This is a genomic window from Phnomibacter ginsenosidimutans (genome assembly GCF_009740285.1).
GTDB classification, from domain to species: domain Bacteria; phylum Bacteroidota; class Bacteroidia; order Chitinophagales; family Chitinophagaceae; genus Phnomibacter; species Phnomibacter ginsenosidimutans.
In genome coordinates this window covers 2,908,611-2,926,086 of sequence record NZ_CP046566.1, presented here as the reverse complement: position 1 = coordinate 2,926,086, position 17,476 = coordinate 2,908,611, and the positions used below count along the sequence as shown (strand labels likewise).

Below are 17,476 nucleotides of genomic sequence, written 5' to 3'. Positions count from 1 at the left end.
GGATGATGAAAGCAGTGCTGATAAGGCTAGAGAAATTGTGGATGTGTATGGCTTGGCTACTATTGTGGAGTCTGCAAGGAGCGGCACAGCCAAAAACGAAAATCAACGATGTTATTCAGTATTCATTCCAACATCCCGGCCAACAAGCCAAGCCATGGGTCTTCTGGTATTGGATGCATGCTGCTGTGTCCAAACAGGGCATTACAGCTGATTTGGAAGCTATGAAATCAGTAGGGATTGCCGGTGCTTACCTCATGCCCATCAAAGACACAAGTGCCAACATTCCGTTTAGCCCCACTGCCCGGCAACTGAGTGCTGAATGGTGGCAACTGGTAAAGTTTGCCATGCAAGAAGCGAAGCGGCTCAACCTGCAACTGGGCGTTCATGTGAGTGATGGTTTTGCATTGGCTGGCGGCCCGTGGATTACACCCGAACTGAGCATGCAAAAACTGGTGTGGAGTAATACGGTGGTTCAGCAAGGCGCTACGAACATTCAACTGTCACAGCCTGCTTCGTACAAAGGTTTTTACAAAGAGGTAGCCATACTTGCTTACCCGCTGAAAGCGGTGCCCGATGAAATGTTGCTACAACCCATTGTTTCTACCAGCAATGCTATTGATGCATCATTTTTGAGTGAGCCCAACAATCAGCAAACCTTTCGCAGCGATACTGCGTGTTGGATTCAATACAGCTACGACACTTCCGTAACCATCCGTTCTTTGGAAATAAAAACGGGCGGCAATACCTATCAGGCATTGCGATTGAAAATGCAAATCAGCAACGATGGCATTACGTTTACAGATATTGCTCAGTTGCAAGCACCACGGCATGGCTGGCAAGATGCGGATGAAAATTTTACCTATGCCATACCGGCTACTACTGCCACGCATTTCAGATTTGTGTACAATAAAGAAGGCTCATTGCCCGGTGCAGAAGATTTGGATGCGGCCAAGTGGAAACCTTCTTTGAAAGTAAAAGGCATTTACCTGAGCAATCAACCAAAAATTCATCAGTACGAATCGAAGAATGGTTCGGTGTGGCGCATGGCACAAGCTACTTACGATGGGGCTGTTACAGTATCAGATGCGGTGCCCAAAGAACGCATCATCAACCTCACCGGAAAGCTGGACAAGCAGGGTCGTTTGCAATGGAAAGTGCCTGCGGGCAATTGGATGATTGTTCGCATTGGTCATACTTCGCAAGGGCACACCAACTACACGGGTGGTGCAGGTTTGGGGTTGGAGTGCGACAAGTTTAATCCTGCAGCTGTGCAGTTGCAACTCAACAGCTGGTTCGGTCAGTTTTACAGCAAAACAGAAGCAGTGCTGGCAAAGCAGGTGTTGAAAGTGTTGCACGTAGATAGTTGGGAGGCTGGCAGTCAAAACTGGTCGGCCAATTTTGCTGCTGCATTTCAACAACGTCGTGGGTATGATATCACACCCTGGCTGCTGTGCATGACAGGTGTGCCGGTGAATAGTGCAGAAAAATCGGAGAAAGTGTTGCATGATGTAAGACAAACCATTGCCGATTTGGTAAACGATGTTTTTTACACGCAGGTAAAAGCTGCTGCAAAAGCAAAAGGATGTTTGCTAAGTGCAGAAGCCATTGCGCCAACCATGATGAGTGATGGACTAACGCATTTTAAGTACGCCGATTTGCCCATGGGTGAATTTTGGCACAACAGTCCTACGCATGATAAACCCAACGACATGCGTGATGCCATTAGTGCAGCACACATGTATGGAAAAAACATAGTGCAGGCCGAATCTTTTACAACGGTCCGCATGGATTGGACAGAACATCCCGGTAAGCTGAAAGTCCTTGGCGACAGGCAGTTTGCATTGGGTATTAATAAACTGGTGTTTCATGTGTTTGCACACAATCCGTGGGTGAATAAACAACCGGGCATGACCCTCGATGGGGTGGGTTTGTATTTTCAACGAGATCAAACCTGGTTTCAACAAAGCAAGGCATGGATGGAGTACCTGAGCCGCTGTCAGGCGTTGTTGCAGCTTGGCAAACCGGTAACAGACATCGCCGTTTTTACCAGTGATGCATTGCCACGCAGGGCCTTGCTGCCAGACAGGTTGGTGAATGTGCTGCCGGGTTTGATGACGGCTGAAAAGTTGCAGGCCGAGCAACAGCGGTTGGCGAATATCGGTCAGCCATTGCGCAGCATACCCGATGGTGTCAGTCATTCTGCTAACATGGCCGACCCCGAAAATTGGATAGATCCGCTGAATGGGTATGCATACGATTCTTTTAACCCCGATGTATTGATGCAAATGACAGTGGCTGGCAACAAGGTGCTGACACCTGGCGGCAACGGCTATTCGGTTTTGGTGTTTCCGGCACAGCATGCACTCAATCCCAATCATTTGTGGATGACTGTGCCTGTGGCAAAAAAAATACTGAGTTTGCTACAGCAAGGTGCCCGCATTGTATTGGAGCAATCGCCTGTTATTGGCCGTGGTATGAAAGATGAGAATGCTGAATTGAGAAAAGTGTTTTCAGCAATAGAAGCTGGCGGGTATAAAGGACAATTGCACATCGGTGCATGGACTAAGAATGAACCACTGATGCAAGTGCAGAAAGATGTGGACGTTACAAAAGGGAAAGGACAACTGGCTTGGACACATCGTCGTCTTCCTGATGCAGACATTTACTTTGTGAGCAATCAATCGGGCCGTGCTATTCGATCTTCCTTCACATTACGTTCGGGCTATCCAGCTGTTGAAGCTCTTGATCCGGTTACGGGAAAATATTTTAATGACTATCGCTACACCGTCAGTAAGGAGGGGATAGCAGTCGATGTGATGTTGGATGCAGCACAAGCAGTATTCTTTATTTGTAAAAAAGAAGCATCACCCGAGAGTGATGTTTTTGCCACCATCAAAGCACCAGAAACTTTCGATATCAGCCGGGATTGGACGCTGCAATTTGATACTACCAAAGCGGGGCCGGCTGCACCATTACCCATGGCTGCGTTACAAAGTTGGACAACCGTTGCAAACGATGCTGTACGCTATTATTCCGGAACAGTGAAGTATAGCAAAACGGTAAACCTGCAACCGCAAACTCCGTTTCAGCAGGCAAGGCTGGTGCTCGATTCGGTGTACAACATTGCCACCGTAAAAGTGAATGGCATTGATTGCGGTGCTATCTGGACGCCACCGTATCAACTAGACATCAGTGCTGTGCTGAAGGAAGGTACAAACCTGATTGAAATCGATGTTACCAACACCTGGCACAACCGCCTGATTGCAGATGCGCAGCTGCCGCCCCATCAACGTCTTACCTTTACCACCGCACCGTTTCGATTGCAAGGCAAACCATTGCAACCAGCAGGCTTAACAGGAGCGGTGAAATTAGTTGTTCAATGAGAGGTGTAATAAGCTTGTTATTGTGTTGCTGGATGCTGTGGTCGCAAGCACAGCCCTCCATGCATGCATACAATGTTATCTGGCATTCGCCCAGTGATAACGCTGGTGCATCTATGCCTTGTGGTGCCGGCGACATTGGCATGAATGTGTGGGTGGAAAATGGCGATGTATTGATCCATGTAGCACGTAGCGGCAATTTTGATGAGCACAATACACTCATGAAATCTGGCCGTTTGCGCATTCAATTATCTCCAAATCCTTTTACAGGAAAATCGTTTACTCAACAGTTGCATTTGCAGGAAGGCTACGTGTCTGTAACGGGCGAAAACAATGGGGTGAAAGCAACCGTCAACATTTGGGCAGATGTATTTCGCCCCGTGGCACATGTTGATGTAAAAAGCAACAGTAAGATAGCCGTAACAGCGGCTTACGAAAGTTGGCGGTACCAAGACCGCATAGTAAAAGCCAGAGAAAATTTCGGGAATTCGTGGAAATGGGCGGCACCCAAAAACAATGTGTACAAGGCGGATAGCATTGGCTTTGCAGCAAATGCGGTGTTGTTTTATCACCACAACAGCAGCCAAACCATTTTTGATACCATCGTGGCTCAGCAGGGTATGCAGCCGGTGAAAGCACAGCTCTACAATCCATTGAAACAACTGGCTTTTGGCGGAATGCTTACGGGCAAAAACTTTGTACCTGCTGGTACCGATACCGGCACCTATGCCCACACAGATTATAAAGCATGGCTACTGAAAAGCAAATCAAATGCTACTTCATTTTCGTTGCAGTTGTATTTGCACAATGAGCAAACAGCCAGCATAGCTGATTGGAAAAATAACCTGCTTGCATTGCAGCAGCAATCGCTGCAAGACAAATCGGCCCGAACAAAAACGCTGCAATGGTGGAAAGCGTTTTGGCAACGCAGTTTTATATGCATCGACAGTTTGCAACAAGACAGCATTGCCTGGCAGGTAGGGAGAAATTATCAGTTGTTTCGCTACATGCTGGCCTGCAATGCCAAGGGGCAATGGCCTACCAAATTCAATGGCGGTTTGCTCACCGTCGATCCTGTTTTTACCGATTCCAAACTGGCATTGACACCCGATTTTCGCAACTGGGGTGGCGGCTTACACACAGCGCAAAACCAACGTCTCGTTTACTATCCCATGATTAAGAGTGGCGATTGGGGCATGCTGCAACCACAACTTAACTTTTACCTGCGCCTGCAAAAAAATGCTGAATTAAGAACGCAGTTTTACTGGAATCATAACGGCGCCTGTTTTACAGAACAAATGGAAAATTTTGGTTTGCCCAACTATGCTGAGTACGGCACCAAGCGACCCGCTGATTTTGACAAAGGCGTAGAGTACAATGCATGGCTGGAATATGAGTGGGACACCGTATTTGAATTTTGCCTGATGATGTTGGAAGAATATCGGTACACCGGAAGAGACATTGCAGACCGAATTCCATTCATCATGTCTTGTCTCCGTTTCTTCGATGAGCATTATCAAATACTGGCCAAACAGCGGGGCAGTAAAGCGTTGGATGCAGATGGCAAGCTGGTCATTTACCCTGGTAGTGCTGCGGAAACCTACAAGATGGCTACCAATGCGGTTACCAGCATCGAGGGCGTGTTTCATATTGCAGTAGGTGCTCTTGACTATGTTCATCATTGGCTTGCAAATCGCCATCATTCAATGCCCGAAAGGGATACGGTAGCCGGGTATTTTTATGCGCAAGCCAACTATGTGCAAGAGCTCCTGCAACGCATTCCTTATCCTTCTTTTCAGCAGTTCAATGGTAAAACCACTTTGGCACCCGCAAAGAGTTGGGAACGCATTAACAATACTGAATCGCCACAGTTGTATCCGGTTTTTCCATGGGGTAGTTACGGCGTTGGCAAACCCGGTTTAGATACGGCTTTGAATACTTGGTATCTTGATACCAATGTGGTAAAATTTCGTAGTCATGTGGGTTGGAAGCAAGACAATATTTGGGCTGCGAGATTAGGTCTCACCAGCGATGCCTGGCAGCTTACCTCCATGAAGTTGCGCAATAGCGACCGCCGCTTTCCTGCTTTTTGGGGGCCTGGTTTCGATTGGGTGCCCGATCATAACTGGGGCGGTAGCGGCATGATTGGTTTGCAGGAAATGCTGTTACAAATCAATGGCGACCAGTTGTTGGTTTTTCCCGCATGGCCCAAAGAAAAAGATGTGCATTTCAAACTGCATGCACCGGGCAACACAACTGTTGAAGCCCGATTACAGTCAGGCAAAATAACAAACCTGCAAGTGTGGCCGGCCAGTCGCAAAAAAGATGTGCAACTGCCAGCCGGTTGGGAATTTGCGGCAACAGTTGCACAAGAATCATTCAATCGTAAATAACTGTCCGTTACCAATCGTCGGTACGGAAACTGGAAACAGGTAAACCTTCCGTGTTGTATAATTCTCCTACAACAAAATCTTTAAACGCATAGCGTACAGCTACCGGATTTGGAATTTCTGGTGAAGACACAACGACATTGCCTGCATTGATAACTGCTGTAGCCGGACGAAAAACCTTGTTGGGGCCTGCAATTTCGAACTGCATGAGTTTTTGCCGTAGGCAGTGAGCCCGTTGGGTGCATGGCTGAATTTCAGCGTAATACTGTTGCCATTGATGTGCATAGATTCATACGCAGGGCTTTCGGCAGCAAAGCCTTTGAGGCCGTATGTATTGGCCAGTGCCAGGTAGGCCAACCGCTTGCTGCCAGTGGCTTTGTCTGCCGGGTGAATGTTGAATTCTTCGCCCAAATCCATTAGGACCGCCATACCACTATTGGGAATTGTTTTTAGTGCTTTGCGCTGCGCATCCCGCAGGTAGGCTGAGTTGGCCGCAGTTGTATTTACAACGCCAAAATTGAAATAATTGTAGGGTGCAATCTGGCAGTAGTAAAATGGAAAATCGCCTTGCTTGCTTTGTGCTCTTATTTGCTGCACAAATGCAGGAAACAGTTTTTCGTATTGCGCAGCACGTTCGTTGTTGCTTTCGCCCTGGTACCAAATAGCACCGCGAATGCTGAAGCCTAAAAACGGATGCAACATGCCATTGTATAGCACGGTCGCATTTCTGTTGTTGAGCTTGTTGGTGTCGTTGGCGGCAGGCACAGCAATTTCAGGAAAAGCTTTTAAGCTGGCAGCATCCATAAATGCTTCTACCGGCGAACCACCATAGCTAATGTTAATGAGAGCCACAGGCACTTTCAGTTTTTCCTGCAGCATTTTGCCAAAGAAATAGGCCGTAGCACTAAAACCGCCAACGGTTTCGGCGTTGCAAATTTTCCAAGCCGATTGCTTGCTGGTATCTTGTGGCAAACGCTGCACAGAACGGGGCACGGTGTACAACCTGATTTGATCGTTGGCCGAATTGAAAATTGCATCATTGCTACCGAGGATGGGTTGGTCACGAAAACCCTTCATGGGCATTTCCATATTGCTTTGCCCGCTGCATAACCACACTTCACCAATCAAAATATTTTGCAGGGTGATGGCATCACCATCGCTGATGCTGATGCTGTATGGACCGCCGGCAACAGGTGTGGCTATAGCTGTTTTCCATTTGCCCTGCGCATCGGCTGTGGTGCTGTATTTGGCTTTGTTCCATGATGTTTGAATGCTCACATTACCGCCGGGTTTTGCCCAACCCCAAATGGCCGCATTGGTTTGCTGTTGCAATACCATATTGTCGGCAAAAAAATAGGGGAGTTTTACTTTGGCCATGCCGTTGATGCTGGCCAACAGCAGCAGCAAAAGGCTGTACAAACGAAATGTCATTTTCATAAGGCTATTTTTCTGTGTTGATTGTTGCCCGAATGTACTGCGCAACTGCTGAATGCATGCTGCATGGGTTACTCAATCGTATGCGTGGAAGATTTGGCAGCATTTTGTTGGATAACCGACCTTGCCCTCCCGCTTTTTTCCTAATTTTTCAGCCAATTGTTGCGGTTGCCATGAAAGACAATAAAGAAGGTTCACATAAAAATATCTGGTACGGCGTTGGCCGGCAGCGCATTGAAATTCCCCGGATTGTACTAAAGGGCAAAGTGCAAAACAATCCAGTGCATAGCCAATTGCACATTTGTTCTATTGGTCATTATCCCAAAGCCAAGGGCCACTATACCTATCGTAAAAAAGGGCTTCCTGAAAACTTCTTGTTTTATTGTGTAGATGGCCATGGCTGGTACCAGTTGGGCAAGCAACGCTTCGAAGTAGGCCCCAACGAATTTTTCATTTTGCCTCAACATGCAGAGCATGCTTATGGAAGCGATGAAGAACATCCATGGACTATTTACTGGGTTCATTTTGGTGGCGAAGCCTTGCCCGAAATGAACAGCATGCAATCGGTGCAGCGCTGTTTTAAACCACAGCATGTACGCAACAGCGGCGAAATTTTACCGTTGTTTTCGAAAATGTACAAGACGCTGGAGCTGGGTTACAGTAGCGATAATCTGCTGTTTGCCAATCTTTGTTTGTCGCAGTTTTTGAGCTTGTTTTTGTACAACGATCGGCACTACGAAGCCACATCAAAAGAAAGTCTTGATTGTGTAGACAGTGCCATTTTGTTTATGCAAGAGCACATCAACGATAATCTATCGCTTATTGATTTAAGCAAACGTTACAACTATTCGGTGTCACGTTTTTCCAGCCTCTTCAGGCAAAAAACGGGGTATGCTCCCATCGATTATTTTTTGCAAATGAAAATGCAAAAAGCCTGCCAGCAGCTCGATTTTAGTGACAGGGCTATTAAGGACATTGCTTTCAGCATGGGCTTCGATGATCCGTATTATTTTTCGAAACGCTTTCGCAAAATCATTGGCATGTCGCCCAAAAAATACCGCACTGTTCGAACCAGTGTTACCAAAAGCGAATAGCCGTCTTTGTTGCAGTAGCTCAGCCGTAGTTGTACACAGTTTGAATAACTCCGTTTCATTCCCGTTGAAGAAATGGGTATCGTTGCAATTGTTTAATACTGTACGGCATGCGTATTGTTACCATTCTTCTTTTTGCAGGGCTTAGTTGTGCCATGGCACAAGCACAAGAGCACAACCTGAGTGCCAAATACGTTGCACCATCCGATCCGTTGGTAGCAGCCAAGCTGGCACAATGGAAGCAGCTTAAATTTGGCCTGCTCATGCATTGGGGCACCTATAGCCAATGGGGCATTGTAGAAAGCTGGAGCCTGTGCCCCGAAGATGAAAACTGGTGCATACGCCGCGGCCCATTTGCCAACGATTGGTTTGCTTACAAAAAAGCATACGAAGGTTTGCAGCAGCAGTTCAACCCGGTGCTGTTCAATCCAGATAAATGGGCCGATGCAGCCGCAACAGCCGGTATGAAGTACATGGTGTTTACCACCAAGCACCACGATGGGTTTTGCATGTTCGATAGTAAATACACCGACTATCGCATTACACATTCCTCTTCGCCATTCAGTACACATCCTAAAGCCAATGTGGCCAAGGAAGTGTTTGATGCGTTTCGCAAAAAAGGGTTCATGATTGGGGCGTATTTCAGCAAGCCCGATTGGCACACACCCGATTATTGGTGGCGTTATTTTCCACCCAAAGACCGCAATGTGAGCTACAATCCGGCAAAATATCCGGAGCGGTGGAATGCTTACAAAACCTTTACACACAATCAAATGCTTGAGCTGGCCACTGGCTATGGACCGTTAGATATTTTTTGGCTCGATGGTGGCTGGGTGCGTCCCAAGCACAGCATTGATACTGCGGTGGAGTGGCAGCGCACCATTCCTTACGATCAGGATATAGACATACCGGCTATTGCGGCCAAAGTGCGGCAGCATCAGCCGGGTATGTTGTTTGTAGACAGAACCGTACCGGGCGAATATGAAAACTACGCTACCCCCGAGCAGAGTGTGCCCAATCAATACTTGCCCTATCCATGGGAGAGTTGCATGACGCTGGGCAATTCATGGAGTCATGTGCCCAATGATGAATACAAGCCGGCGAGAAAAGTGATTCATCTACTCACCACCATTGTGAGCAGAAATGGCAGCCTGCTGCTAAACGTAGGCCCACGGCCCGATGGCGAATGGGACAGCATTGCATACCAGCGCCTGCAACAAATTGGTAGTTGGATGCAACAAAACGGTTCGGCTATTTATGCTACCGAAGCCGATCCGCAATTGCCGTCTGCAGGTTCTTGGGTATTCACCAAAAAAACGAATGAAGTATTTGCCATTTATCAGGTGCCGGAAAATGAAACAGCAATGCCCGCCACTGTGCTCATTCCGTACACGCCCAAGCCTACAATAACTGCCGTACAGTTGTTGGGAAGTACAAAGAAACTCTCGTTTACGGTAACCGAAAAAGGCATTGTGGTCAACATTCCAAAGTCTTTGGTTGCAGCACCACCCAATGCATGGGCTTGGGTTTTTCAAATAGTGGCGCCATAATGTATTGATGATGAAAAAACTGATGTGGATATTGCTGTTTGCAAGCAGCTCTCTGGCTGTGTTGGCGCAGCCTTACACAAATGCGCAGTTGCCAGTAGAGCAGCGGGTGGCCGATTTGCTCAGCCGCATGACACCCGAAGAAAAGTTTTGGCAGCTCTTCATGATACCCGGCGAAGTAAAGCCCGGCGAAGAGCAGCAATACAAGCACGGTATATTTGGTTTTCAGGTGAGTGCCAGCGGCCAAACGGCGAATGCGGCGGGGCAGATGCTGCAATACAATGCTACCGAAAATGCCCGTGAGCTGGCATTGAAAATCAACCGTCAACAACAGTATTTTATCACCCAAAGCAGGCTGGGTATTCCCATCATTCCATTTGATGAAGCCCTGCATGGTTTGGTGAGAGCTGGTGCAACTGCATTTCCGCAAAGCATTGGTTTGGCTGCCACCTGGGATACAGCATTGATGCGTTCTGTGGCCAGTGCCATTGGCAAAGAAGCAAAGGCAAGAGGCATTCGGCAAGTGTTGTCACCAGTTATCAATCTGGCCAACGATGTACGCTGGGGCAGGGTAGAAGAAACCTATGGTGAAGACCCGTGGCTGAGTGCACAAATGGGCGTTGCGTTCATGCAGCCCATTGAGCAAATGGGTGTGGTAACAACCCCCAAGCATTTACTCGCCAATGTGGGCGATGGTGGCCGCGATAGTTATCCCATTTACTGGAGCGAATGGTTTTTACGCCAAACGCATTTGTTGCCTTTTCAGGAAGCATTTGCACTCGCAGGCACCCGCAGTGTAATGACTTCGTACAACAGTGTAAATGGACAGCCAGCTACCGCCAACAACTGGATATTGAACCAATGGTTGAAGAAGGAGCATGGTTTCAAAGGCTTTGTGATTTCGGATGCTTCAGCCGTGGGTGGTGCCAACGTGCTGCACATGACCGGAAAAGATTATCCGCAGAGCAGTGCGTTGTCGATACAAAATGGTTTGGATGTTATTTTTCAAACCGATTATGCACATCACCATTTGTTTATGCCGCCTTTTCTCGATGGCAGTATCGATTCATCGATTATCAACGCCGCAGTACGGCGGGTGCTGCGTATCAAGTTTGAGTTGGGCTTGTTTGAGCATCCCTATGTAGATGAAAATGTAATAGCGAACAGCATCAATATCGCCCGGCATAAATCCATAGCACGTGAAGCGGCTGCTAAAAGTTTTGTGTTGCTGAAAAATGAGGGCATGCTGCCGTTGCAAAAAGTACAACGACTCGCAGTGATTGGCGAAGATGCCGTTGCTGCAAGGCTTGGCGGATACAGCGGCCCGGGCAATGGCAAGGTGAGTATTCTTGATGGTTTGCAGGCTGCATTAAAAGGCCAATCGACTGTTCGGTTTGCGCCGGGTTATTCAAGGGCATTGAAAGAATGGAACATAGTGCCTGCTTCAGTTTTATCGCATCTGAAAGATGGGATAAAAGCAGCGGGTTTGCAGGCATCGTATTATAACAATATAGAGTTGAGTGGCAAACCTGTGTTAGAAAGAACAGATGCACAGGTCGACTTCCATTGGACTTTGTATGCACCGGATGCTGCGCTACAAAGAGATTTCTTCGCAGTCCGCTGGACAGGTGAGATCACCTCAGATGTTACTGACAGCATCGCCATTGGCCTTGATGGCAACGATGGGTATCGATTGTATTTGAATGATGTGCTGCATGTAGATGCCTGGGAGAAAAGCAGCTATCATACTTTGTTGAAACCTTATGCTTTTACTGCAGGTAAATCGGTACGTGTTCGCATTGAGTTTAAAGAACCAGTGGGCAATGCCCACATTCGTTTAGTGTGGAATAAAGATGTTTTGAATTATTGGCAGCAATTGCAGCAGGAAGCCTTGCTACTGGCGCAAAGCAGTGATGCTGTGGTAGTGGTAGCGGGTATTCATGAAGGAGAATTTCAAGACCGTGCTTATCTAAACCTCGATTGCCATCAGGAAGAGTTGATAGAGGCATTGGCAGCCACCGGCAAACCTGTAACCGTATTGTTGGTAGGAGGCAGTGCCATTACCATGCAGCGTTGGTTGCATAAATTGAAATCCGTGATGATGCTGTGGTATCCCGGCGAAGAAGGCGGCCATGCAGTGGCCGATGTATTGCTTGGCAAACGCAATCCTGCTGGCCGGTTGCCCATAACTTTTCCTGTGCATGAATCGCAATTGCCGCTGAGCTATTGGCACCTGCCCACCGGTCGCGGCGATGATTATCACAACCTCAGTGGAGAACCCTTGTTTCCGTTTGGCTATGGCTTGAGTTATACGACTTTTACATACAGCAATCTGCGGCTTTCTTCTACCAGCATAAAAGCGGGAGCATCTGTTGAGCTGAGTGTTGATATAACCAACACCGGCAACATGAATGGCGATGAAGTGGTGCAGTTGTATATCCGCGACGAGTTGGCTTCGTTGGCACGGCCGGTGATGGAGCTGAAAGGATTTCAACGCATTGCATTGCGCAAAGGCGAAAGCAAAACCGTTCGCTTTACCATTACGCCGGCCATGCTGAGCATGATAAACCTGGATGGGAAAACAGTGTTGGAGCCCGGCGATTTTCGCATTATGATTGGTGCTTCTTCCAAAGATCTTCGCCTGAAAACATTGCTCACGGTACAGCAGTAAAGCCTTTTCGTTTGTAAAAGAAACAAGCGGTGCAAACCTTTGCGTAAATGTGTTTCAGGAAATTATTTTCAATCAGGTTTCAATTGAATCAGATAGCCGAAATTGCATGTCGCCGCCCGGCAGGTTGGATTTAGCAGAAGTGCAACCGTAAGGGCGACGCAATCTCTTTCTCACTTCAAAACGATGCAACATGGCGATTGTAATTGGCCAACAAGAGTATTTTAAGGGCATTGGTGCCATTGGGTACGAAGGACCTAAAACGGATAATCCACTAGCATTTCGCTGGTACAATGCCGACGCTGTAGTGGCTGGCAAAACCATGAAAGAACACCTGCGCTTTGCCTGTGCGTATTGGCATAGCTTCTGTGGTAGCGGCGCCGATCCTTTTGGTGAACCCACGCATTTGTTTCCCTGGAACAATCACGACGATGCTATTGAACGGGCCAAAGACAAAGCCGATGCGGCCTTTGAATTCATGACCAAATTGGGCTTGCCGTTTTATTGTTTTCATGATGTAGATGCGGTAGACTTTGGCAACAATGTGCTGGAAAATGAAGACCGTTTGCAAGCCGTCACTGCTTACCTCAAACACAAACAGGATGAAAGCGGCATACAATTGCTGTGGGGTACGGCCAATTTGTTTAGCAACCGCCGCTATATGAATGGTGCTGCTACCAATCCCGATTTTCATGTATTGGCACATGCCGGGGCACAGGTGAAGGCTGCGTTGGATGCTACTATTTCATTGGGCGGGCAGAACTATGTGTTTTGGGGTGGCCGCGAAGGCTATATGAGTTTGCTCAACACCAACATGAAACGGGAAAAAGAACACCTGGCCCGTTTTCTGCACATGGCTAAAGATTATGCCCGTGCCAATGGGTTTACCGGTACTTTCTTTATTGAACCAAAGCCTTGCGAACCCAGCAAGCATCAATATGATTATGACAGTGAAACCGTGATTGGCTTTCTGCGCCAGTTTGATTTGCTCAACGATTTTAAACTGAATATTGAAGTAAACCATGCCACGCTGGCCGGGCACACTTTTCAGCACGAACTACAGATTGCTGCAGATGCAGGCATGCTCGGCAGCATTGATGCCAACCGCGGCGATTATCAAAACGGTTGGGATACCGATCAGTTTCCCAACAACGTGCCCGAATTGACAGAGGCCATGCTGGTGATACTGGAGGCTGGCGGTTTTGCCGGTGGCGGCATCAACTTCGATGCGAAAATCCGCCGCAACTCTACCGATCCGGAAGATTTGTTTTTGGCACACATTGGTGGCATGGATGCTTTTGCACGTGCATTAGTTGCAGCAGACGCCATTTTGCAACACGGAGTGTACAGCCAGTTCAGAAAAGACCGTTATGAAAGTTTCGATAGTGCTGAAGGATTGGCATTTGAGCAAGGCAAGTTGTCGCTCAGCGATTTGAAAGCATTTGCGGTAGCACATGGCGAGCCTGCCATGAAGAGCGGCAAACAAGAATACCTCGAAAATTTAATTAACCGATTTGTATAGTGAATTATGGAATTAGCGCAATTACGGCAATTGTTTGCCGAAAAATTTCAGCAGCAACCCACGGTCGTTACAGCATCGCCCGGGCGTATAAATTTGATAGGGGAGCATACCGATTATAACCATGGATTTGTACTACCCGCTGCCATTCAGTTTAAAGTTTGTGTGTTGCTGGCGCCGAATGTTACTGGTAGCATTCGCATGTATTCTGCCAGTCATCAGCAATCCTTTGAAACAATCGGGAGTGCTCATTTGCAAGCTTCGGATTTGCAGTGGCCTAATTATATATTAGGCGTTATAGAGCAGTTGCAAAAGCAGCATCCTGTCATCAACGGCATTGATTTGCTGATAGCTGGCGATGTACCCGTGGGTGCTGGTGTATCATCATCGGCAGCGTTGGAGTGTGCCACAGTTTTTGCGTTGAATGAGCATTTCAACTTTGGTCACAGCAAGTTGGAGATGGTACAAATGGCGCAGGCTGCAGAAAATGAATTTGTAGGTGTAAAGTGCGGCATCATGGATCAGTTTGCCAGCATGTTTGGCAAAGCGGGTCATGTTATCAAACTCGATTGTGATTCGCTGGAATATGAATATTTCCCATTTGATGCAGCAGGCTTAGAAATTGTACTGCTCGATACACAGGTAAAACATTCGCTGGCCAGCTCGGAGTACAATACCCGCCGCAAGGAATGCGAAACGGGCTTTGGTATTCTGCAATCGAATTTCGCATCTGTAAAAACATTTAGAGATGTAACGGAAGACATGCTGCAGCAATGCAAAGACAGCATGGGTGAAAAAGTGTACAACCGATGCTTGTACGTAGTGCAGGAAAATGCAAGACTGGCAGCGGCCTGTGATGATTTGCTGGCTAATAATCTTGCCTCTTTTGGGCAGCGCATGTTTGGCACTCACCATGGGCTGAGCAAATTGTATGAAGTGAGTTGTGCAGAGCTTGATTTTATAGCGGATGCCTGCCAGCAACAACCAGCAGTGATTGGTGCCCGCATGATGGGTGGCGGTTTTGGCGGTTGCGTAATTGCACTGGTAAAGGCCGGCGAAGTAGATCATCTGCTGGCCGCAATTGCACCTGCATATCAGCAGCAGTTTGGTGTAGCTATGGGGGTGCATCGGGTAGCCATTGGCGATGGCACCCGACGTATAGTGTAAGGTCCATTCAATGTAGAAATATAAAAAGGCCATGCAGTTGATGCATGGCCTTTTTATGGTCTGTTATAAAGAATTTGTTATTAGTAATAGTTCTTCATAACTATCAAGGCGTGAATAAGACCTGGTAGCCAGAAAAGAAAAGTCAGAATCAGATTAATCCACCAATTGTTACCCTTCCAGTTGTCCATGATGCCCATGGCTAACCAGCCAAAACCAATAATTGCAAGAATGATATACAATACTTGCGGAATACTACTGTTATCGGCTTTTTTCAATTGCTTCTTCAGCAGCGCCTGAGCTGCTTTCAACTTCAGTTTTTCCTTCAGGGTCAATTTTTGACCAGTCATTTTTTGATACTCAGCAGGAGTGAGTTTCATAAAACCTTCGAGGTTGCTGGCAAATGTTTGAGCAATGGTCTCATTTACATACAACTCGCTTTTGTAAGTAGGGGCTGTGCTCACATAAGGTGTAAATGCAGCTTGCGCAGTAGTGGCAACTAATATAAATGCTGCCATCAAGAGGGGTAGTGCTTTTCTCATAGTGTTCATGTGTTTAAATGATGTGATGAAGCAAATCTAAGTGGACACAACATCAACTCAAACACCGGTAATAAAAAATTTTTTTCACTACAGCGGGCTTCTGCCAAAATCGTCTTGCAAACGAATGATATCATCTTCGTCGCTAGGTTGCTGCGGGTCGGTGTGCTGCCAAATCTCAGCCACCACACCGTAATTATCAGGTGCACCTATCAGGCGATGACGGGTGCCTTTTTTCAGTACAATAATATCGCCATCCTGGTAAAAGTCGCCGGGTGTTTCTTCATCGGTTTCGCTGATGGCCACTTTCACCGGACCACTCACCACACGCCAGATTTCGGCACGGCGAAAATGGTATTGCCAGCTCAATCTTTTATTGGGTGCTACCACCAAAAATTTGGGACTCAGCTTTTCGCCAATCATCAATTGCTCTTTGGTATAGCCCGGAAAATAGGTTTCAATAAACTTGTCGGCTTCGGCTTCGTTGATGACAAAAAAGCCACCCCACGGTCTGTCAAAATCTTTACTGCTGATGGTAAAACCTGCGTCGGTAAGTTGCGCTTCGACAGATTGAAAAATGTCAGGACGGTTGTTCATAGCGTGTAGAAATGAGCGACAAAGAAAAGAGAATTGCCCATACAAAACGCTGATTTTGGTTTCTTTTGACGGAAGGTGTAGGTTTGAGCTAAACCTCTGTATGCTGCATCCCAATCAAATCCATCCTAAAGTCATTCGGCAAATTTTGTTGTTGCTGATTGTCATTGGATTGGGCTTTTTGTTGTACCAGCAAATGAGCTTTATGCTCGGCGCATTTATGGGGGCATTGGCCTTGTACATGCTTATGCGGCTTCCGTTGTTTTATCTGGTGTATCAAAAAAAATGGAACGTCATTCTGGTGGCTGTTCTCATGATGCTGCTGTCATTGGTGGTCATAGTTTTTCCGCTGGCATGGGTGGTAAATGTGTTGATTGATGCTGTAAAACCTTTACTGCAAGACACGTCTAAACTCGAAGCCTCTGTGCATAGCATTGACCATTACCTGCATGATCAATACAACTTAGATATTTTGAGTACAGATGCGGTAAAGAGAATACCGGCTGCTATTGCCAGCATGGGTGGCTCCATGATTAGTGCTACACTCAACACCCTTACCAATTTGTTCATCATGTATTTCATCCTCTATTTCATGCTGGTGAAAAATGGTGAGATGGAACGCTGGGTACGAGGCAATCTGCCACTCAAGCATACCAACACTTCCCGCTTGCTGAATGAGGTGAGAGAAGTAGTGGTAAGCAATACGGTGGGAATACCTGTGTTGGGAGCAGTACAAGGTATTGTAGCCATGATCGGCTATTACATGTTTGGTATAGATAAGCCGGTGCTGTGGGGGGTTATTACAGGCATTGCTTCAGTCATACCTTTTGTGGGTACCATGGCGGCCTGGGTGCCGCTTACCATTCTCACCTTTGCCAATGGTGATACCAACAATGGTTACTGGCTTATTTTTTGGGGTCTGGTGGTAATTGGCGGCAGCGATAATGTGTTCCGCTTTGTATTGCAGAAATACATGGCCGATATTCACCCATTGATAACCGTATTTGGCGTTATTATCGGTTTAAATCTCTTTGGATTTTTGGGGCTCATCTTTGGCCCGCTGCTCATCAGTCTCTTCATCATGCTGGTACGCATTTACTACGATGAGTTTATAACACCACACGATGAAGAAACTGCTGAAGAAGGGTAA

The 17,476-nt window shown here is 47.1% G+C and carries 11 protein-coding genes; 8 read left to right on the top strand and 3 right to left on the bottom strand.

Annotated elements, in window-relative coordinates:
* Positions 1 to 47: 47 nt before the first annotated feature.
* Together GLV81_RS12655 and GLV81_RS12650 are read left to right on the top strand one after the other, a co-directional pair.
* Complete coding sequence (locus GLV81_RS12655) at positions 48 to 3,383, top strand: glycosyl hydrolase (RefSeq protein ID WP_197428296.1); 3,336 nt, start codon at positions 48 to 50, stop codon at positions 3,381 to 3,383.
* Positions 3,380 to 5,773, top strand: coding sequence for a DUF5703 domain-containing protein (locus tag GLV81_RS12650; protein WP_197428295.1), 2,394 nt, complete (start codon positions 3,380 to 3,382; stop codon positions 5,771 to 5,773). The genes GLV81_RS12655 and GLV81_RS12650 overlap by 4 nt, the downstream gene beginning before the upstream one ends.
* A gap of 99 nt (positions 5,774 to 5,872) precedes the next feature.
* Here GLV81_RS12650 and GLV81_RS12645 read toward each other — a convergent pair whose 3' ends face one another.
* Positions 5,873 to 7,207 (bottom strand): sialate O-acetylesterase, encoded by a 1,335-nt coding sequence (locus tag GLV81_RS12645; protein ID WP_197428294.1) that lies wholly within the window; start codon positions 7,205 to 7,207, stop codon positions 5,873 to 5,875.
* Positions 7,208 to 7,377: 170 nt separating this feature from the next.
* On the opposite strand from GLV81_RS12645, the gene GLV81_RS12640 reads away from it, so the two are divergent.
* The 5 genes from GLV81_RS12640 (at position 7,378) to galK (ending at position 15,196) form a co-directional block, all read left to right on the top strand.
* Complete coding sequence (locus tag GLV81_RS12640; protein ID WP_157479187.1) at positions 7,378 to 8,298, top strand: AraC family transcriptional regulator; 921 nt, start codon at positions 7,378 to 7,380, stop codon at positions 8,296 to 8,298.
* Positions 8,299 to 8,405: 107 nt separating this feature from the next.
* Positions 8,406 to 9,845, top strand: coding sequence for an alpha-L-fucosidase (locus GLV81_RS12635; RefSeq protein WP_157479186.1), 1,440 nt, complete (start codon positions 8,406 to 8,408; stop codon positions 9,843 to 9,845).
* Positions 9,846 to 9,852: 7 nt separating this feature from the next.
* Positions 9,853 to 12,513 carry a glycoside hydrolase family 3 C-terminal domain-containing protein gene (locus GLV81_RS12630; protein WP_157479185.1) on the top strand — a complete coding sequence of 887 codons (2,661 nt, stop codon included), beginning with the start codon at positions 9,853 to 9,855 and terminating at the stop codon, positions 12,511 to 12,513.
* 190 nt (positions 12,514 to 12,703) lie between these two features.
* Entirely contained in the window at positions 12,704 to 14,032 is a 1,329-nt protein-coding gene (gene xylA / locus GLV81_RS12625; RefSeq protein WP_157479184.1) for a xylose isomerase, read from the top strand.
* Positions 14,033 to 14,062: 30 nt separating this feature from the next.
* Positions 14,063 to 15,196: a galactokinase gene (gene galK, locus GLV81_RS12620; protein WP_197428293.1), complete on the top strand. Its 1,134-nt coding sequence runs from the start codon at positions 14,063 to 14,065 to the stop codon at positions 15,194 to 15,196.
* An 80-nt stretch (positions 15,197 to 15,276) separates the two neighbouring features.
* Here the strand turns inward: galK and GLV81_RS19490 are convergent, their stop codons facing one another.
* Positions 15,277 to 15,735 carry a YqaE/Pmp3 family membrane protein gene (locus GLV81_RS19490; RefSeq protein WP_197428292.1) on the bottom strand — a complete coding sequence of 153 codons (459 nt, stop codon included), beginning with the start codon at positions 15,733 to 15,735 and terminating at the stop codon, positions 15,277 to 15,279.
* An 87-nt stretch (positions 15,736 to 15,822) separates the two neighbouring features.
* Positions 15,823 to 16,329, bottom strand: a complete 507-nt coding sequence (locus GLV81_RS12610; protein WP_157479182.1) for a cupin domain-containing protein — start codon at positions 16,327 to 16,329, stop codon at positions 15,823 to 15,825.
* A 100-nt stretch (positions 16,330 to 16,429) separates the two neighbouring features.
* On the opposite strand from GLV81_RS12610, the gene GLV81_RS12605 reads away from it, so the two are divergent.
* Positions 16,430 to 17,476: an AI-2E family transporter gene (locus GLV81_RS12605; RefSeq protein WP_197428291.1), complete on the top strand. Its 1,047-nt coding sequence runs from the start codon at positions 16,430 to 16,432 to the stop codon at positions 17,474 to 17,476.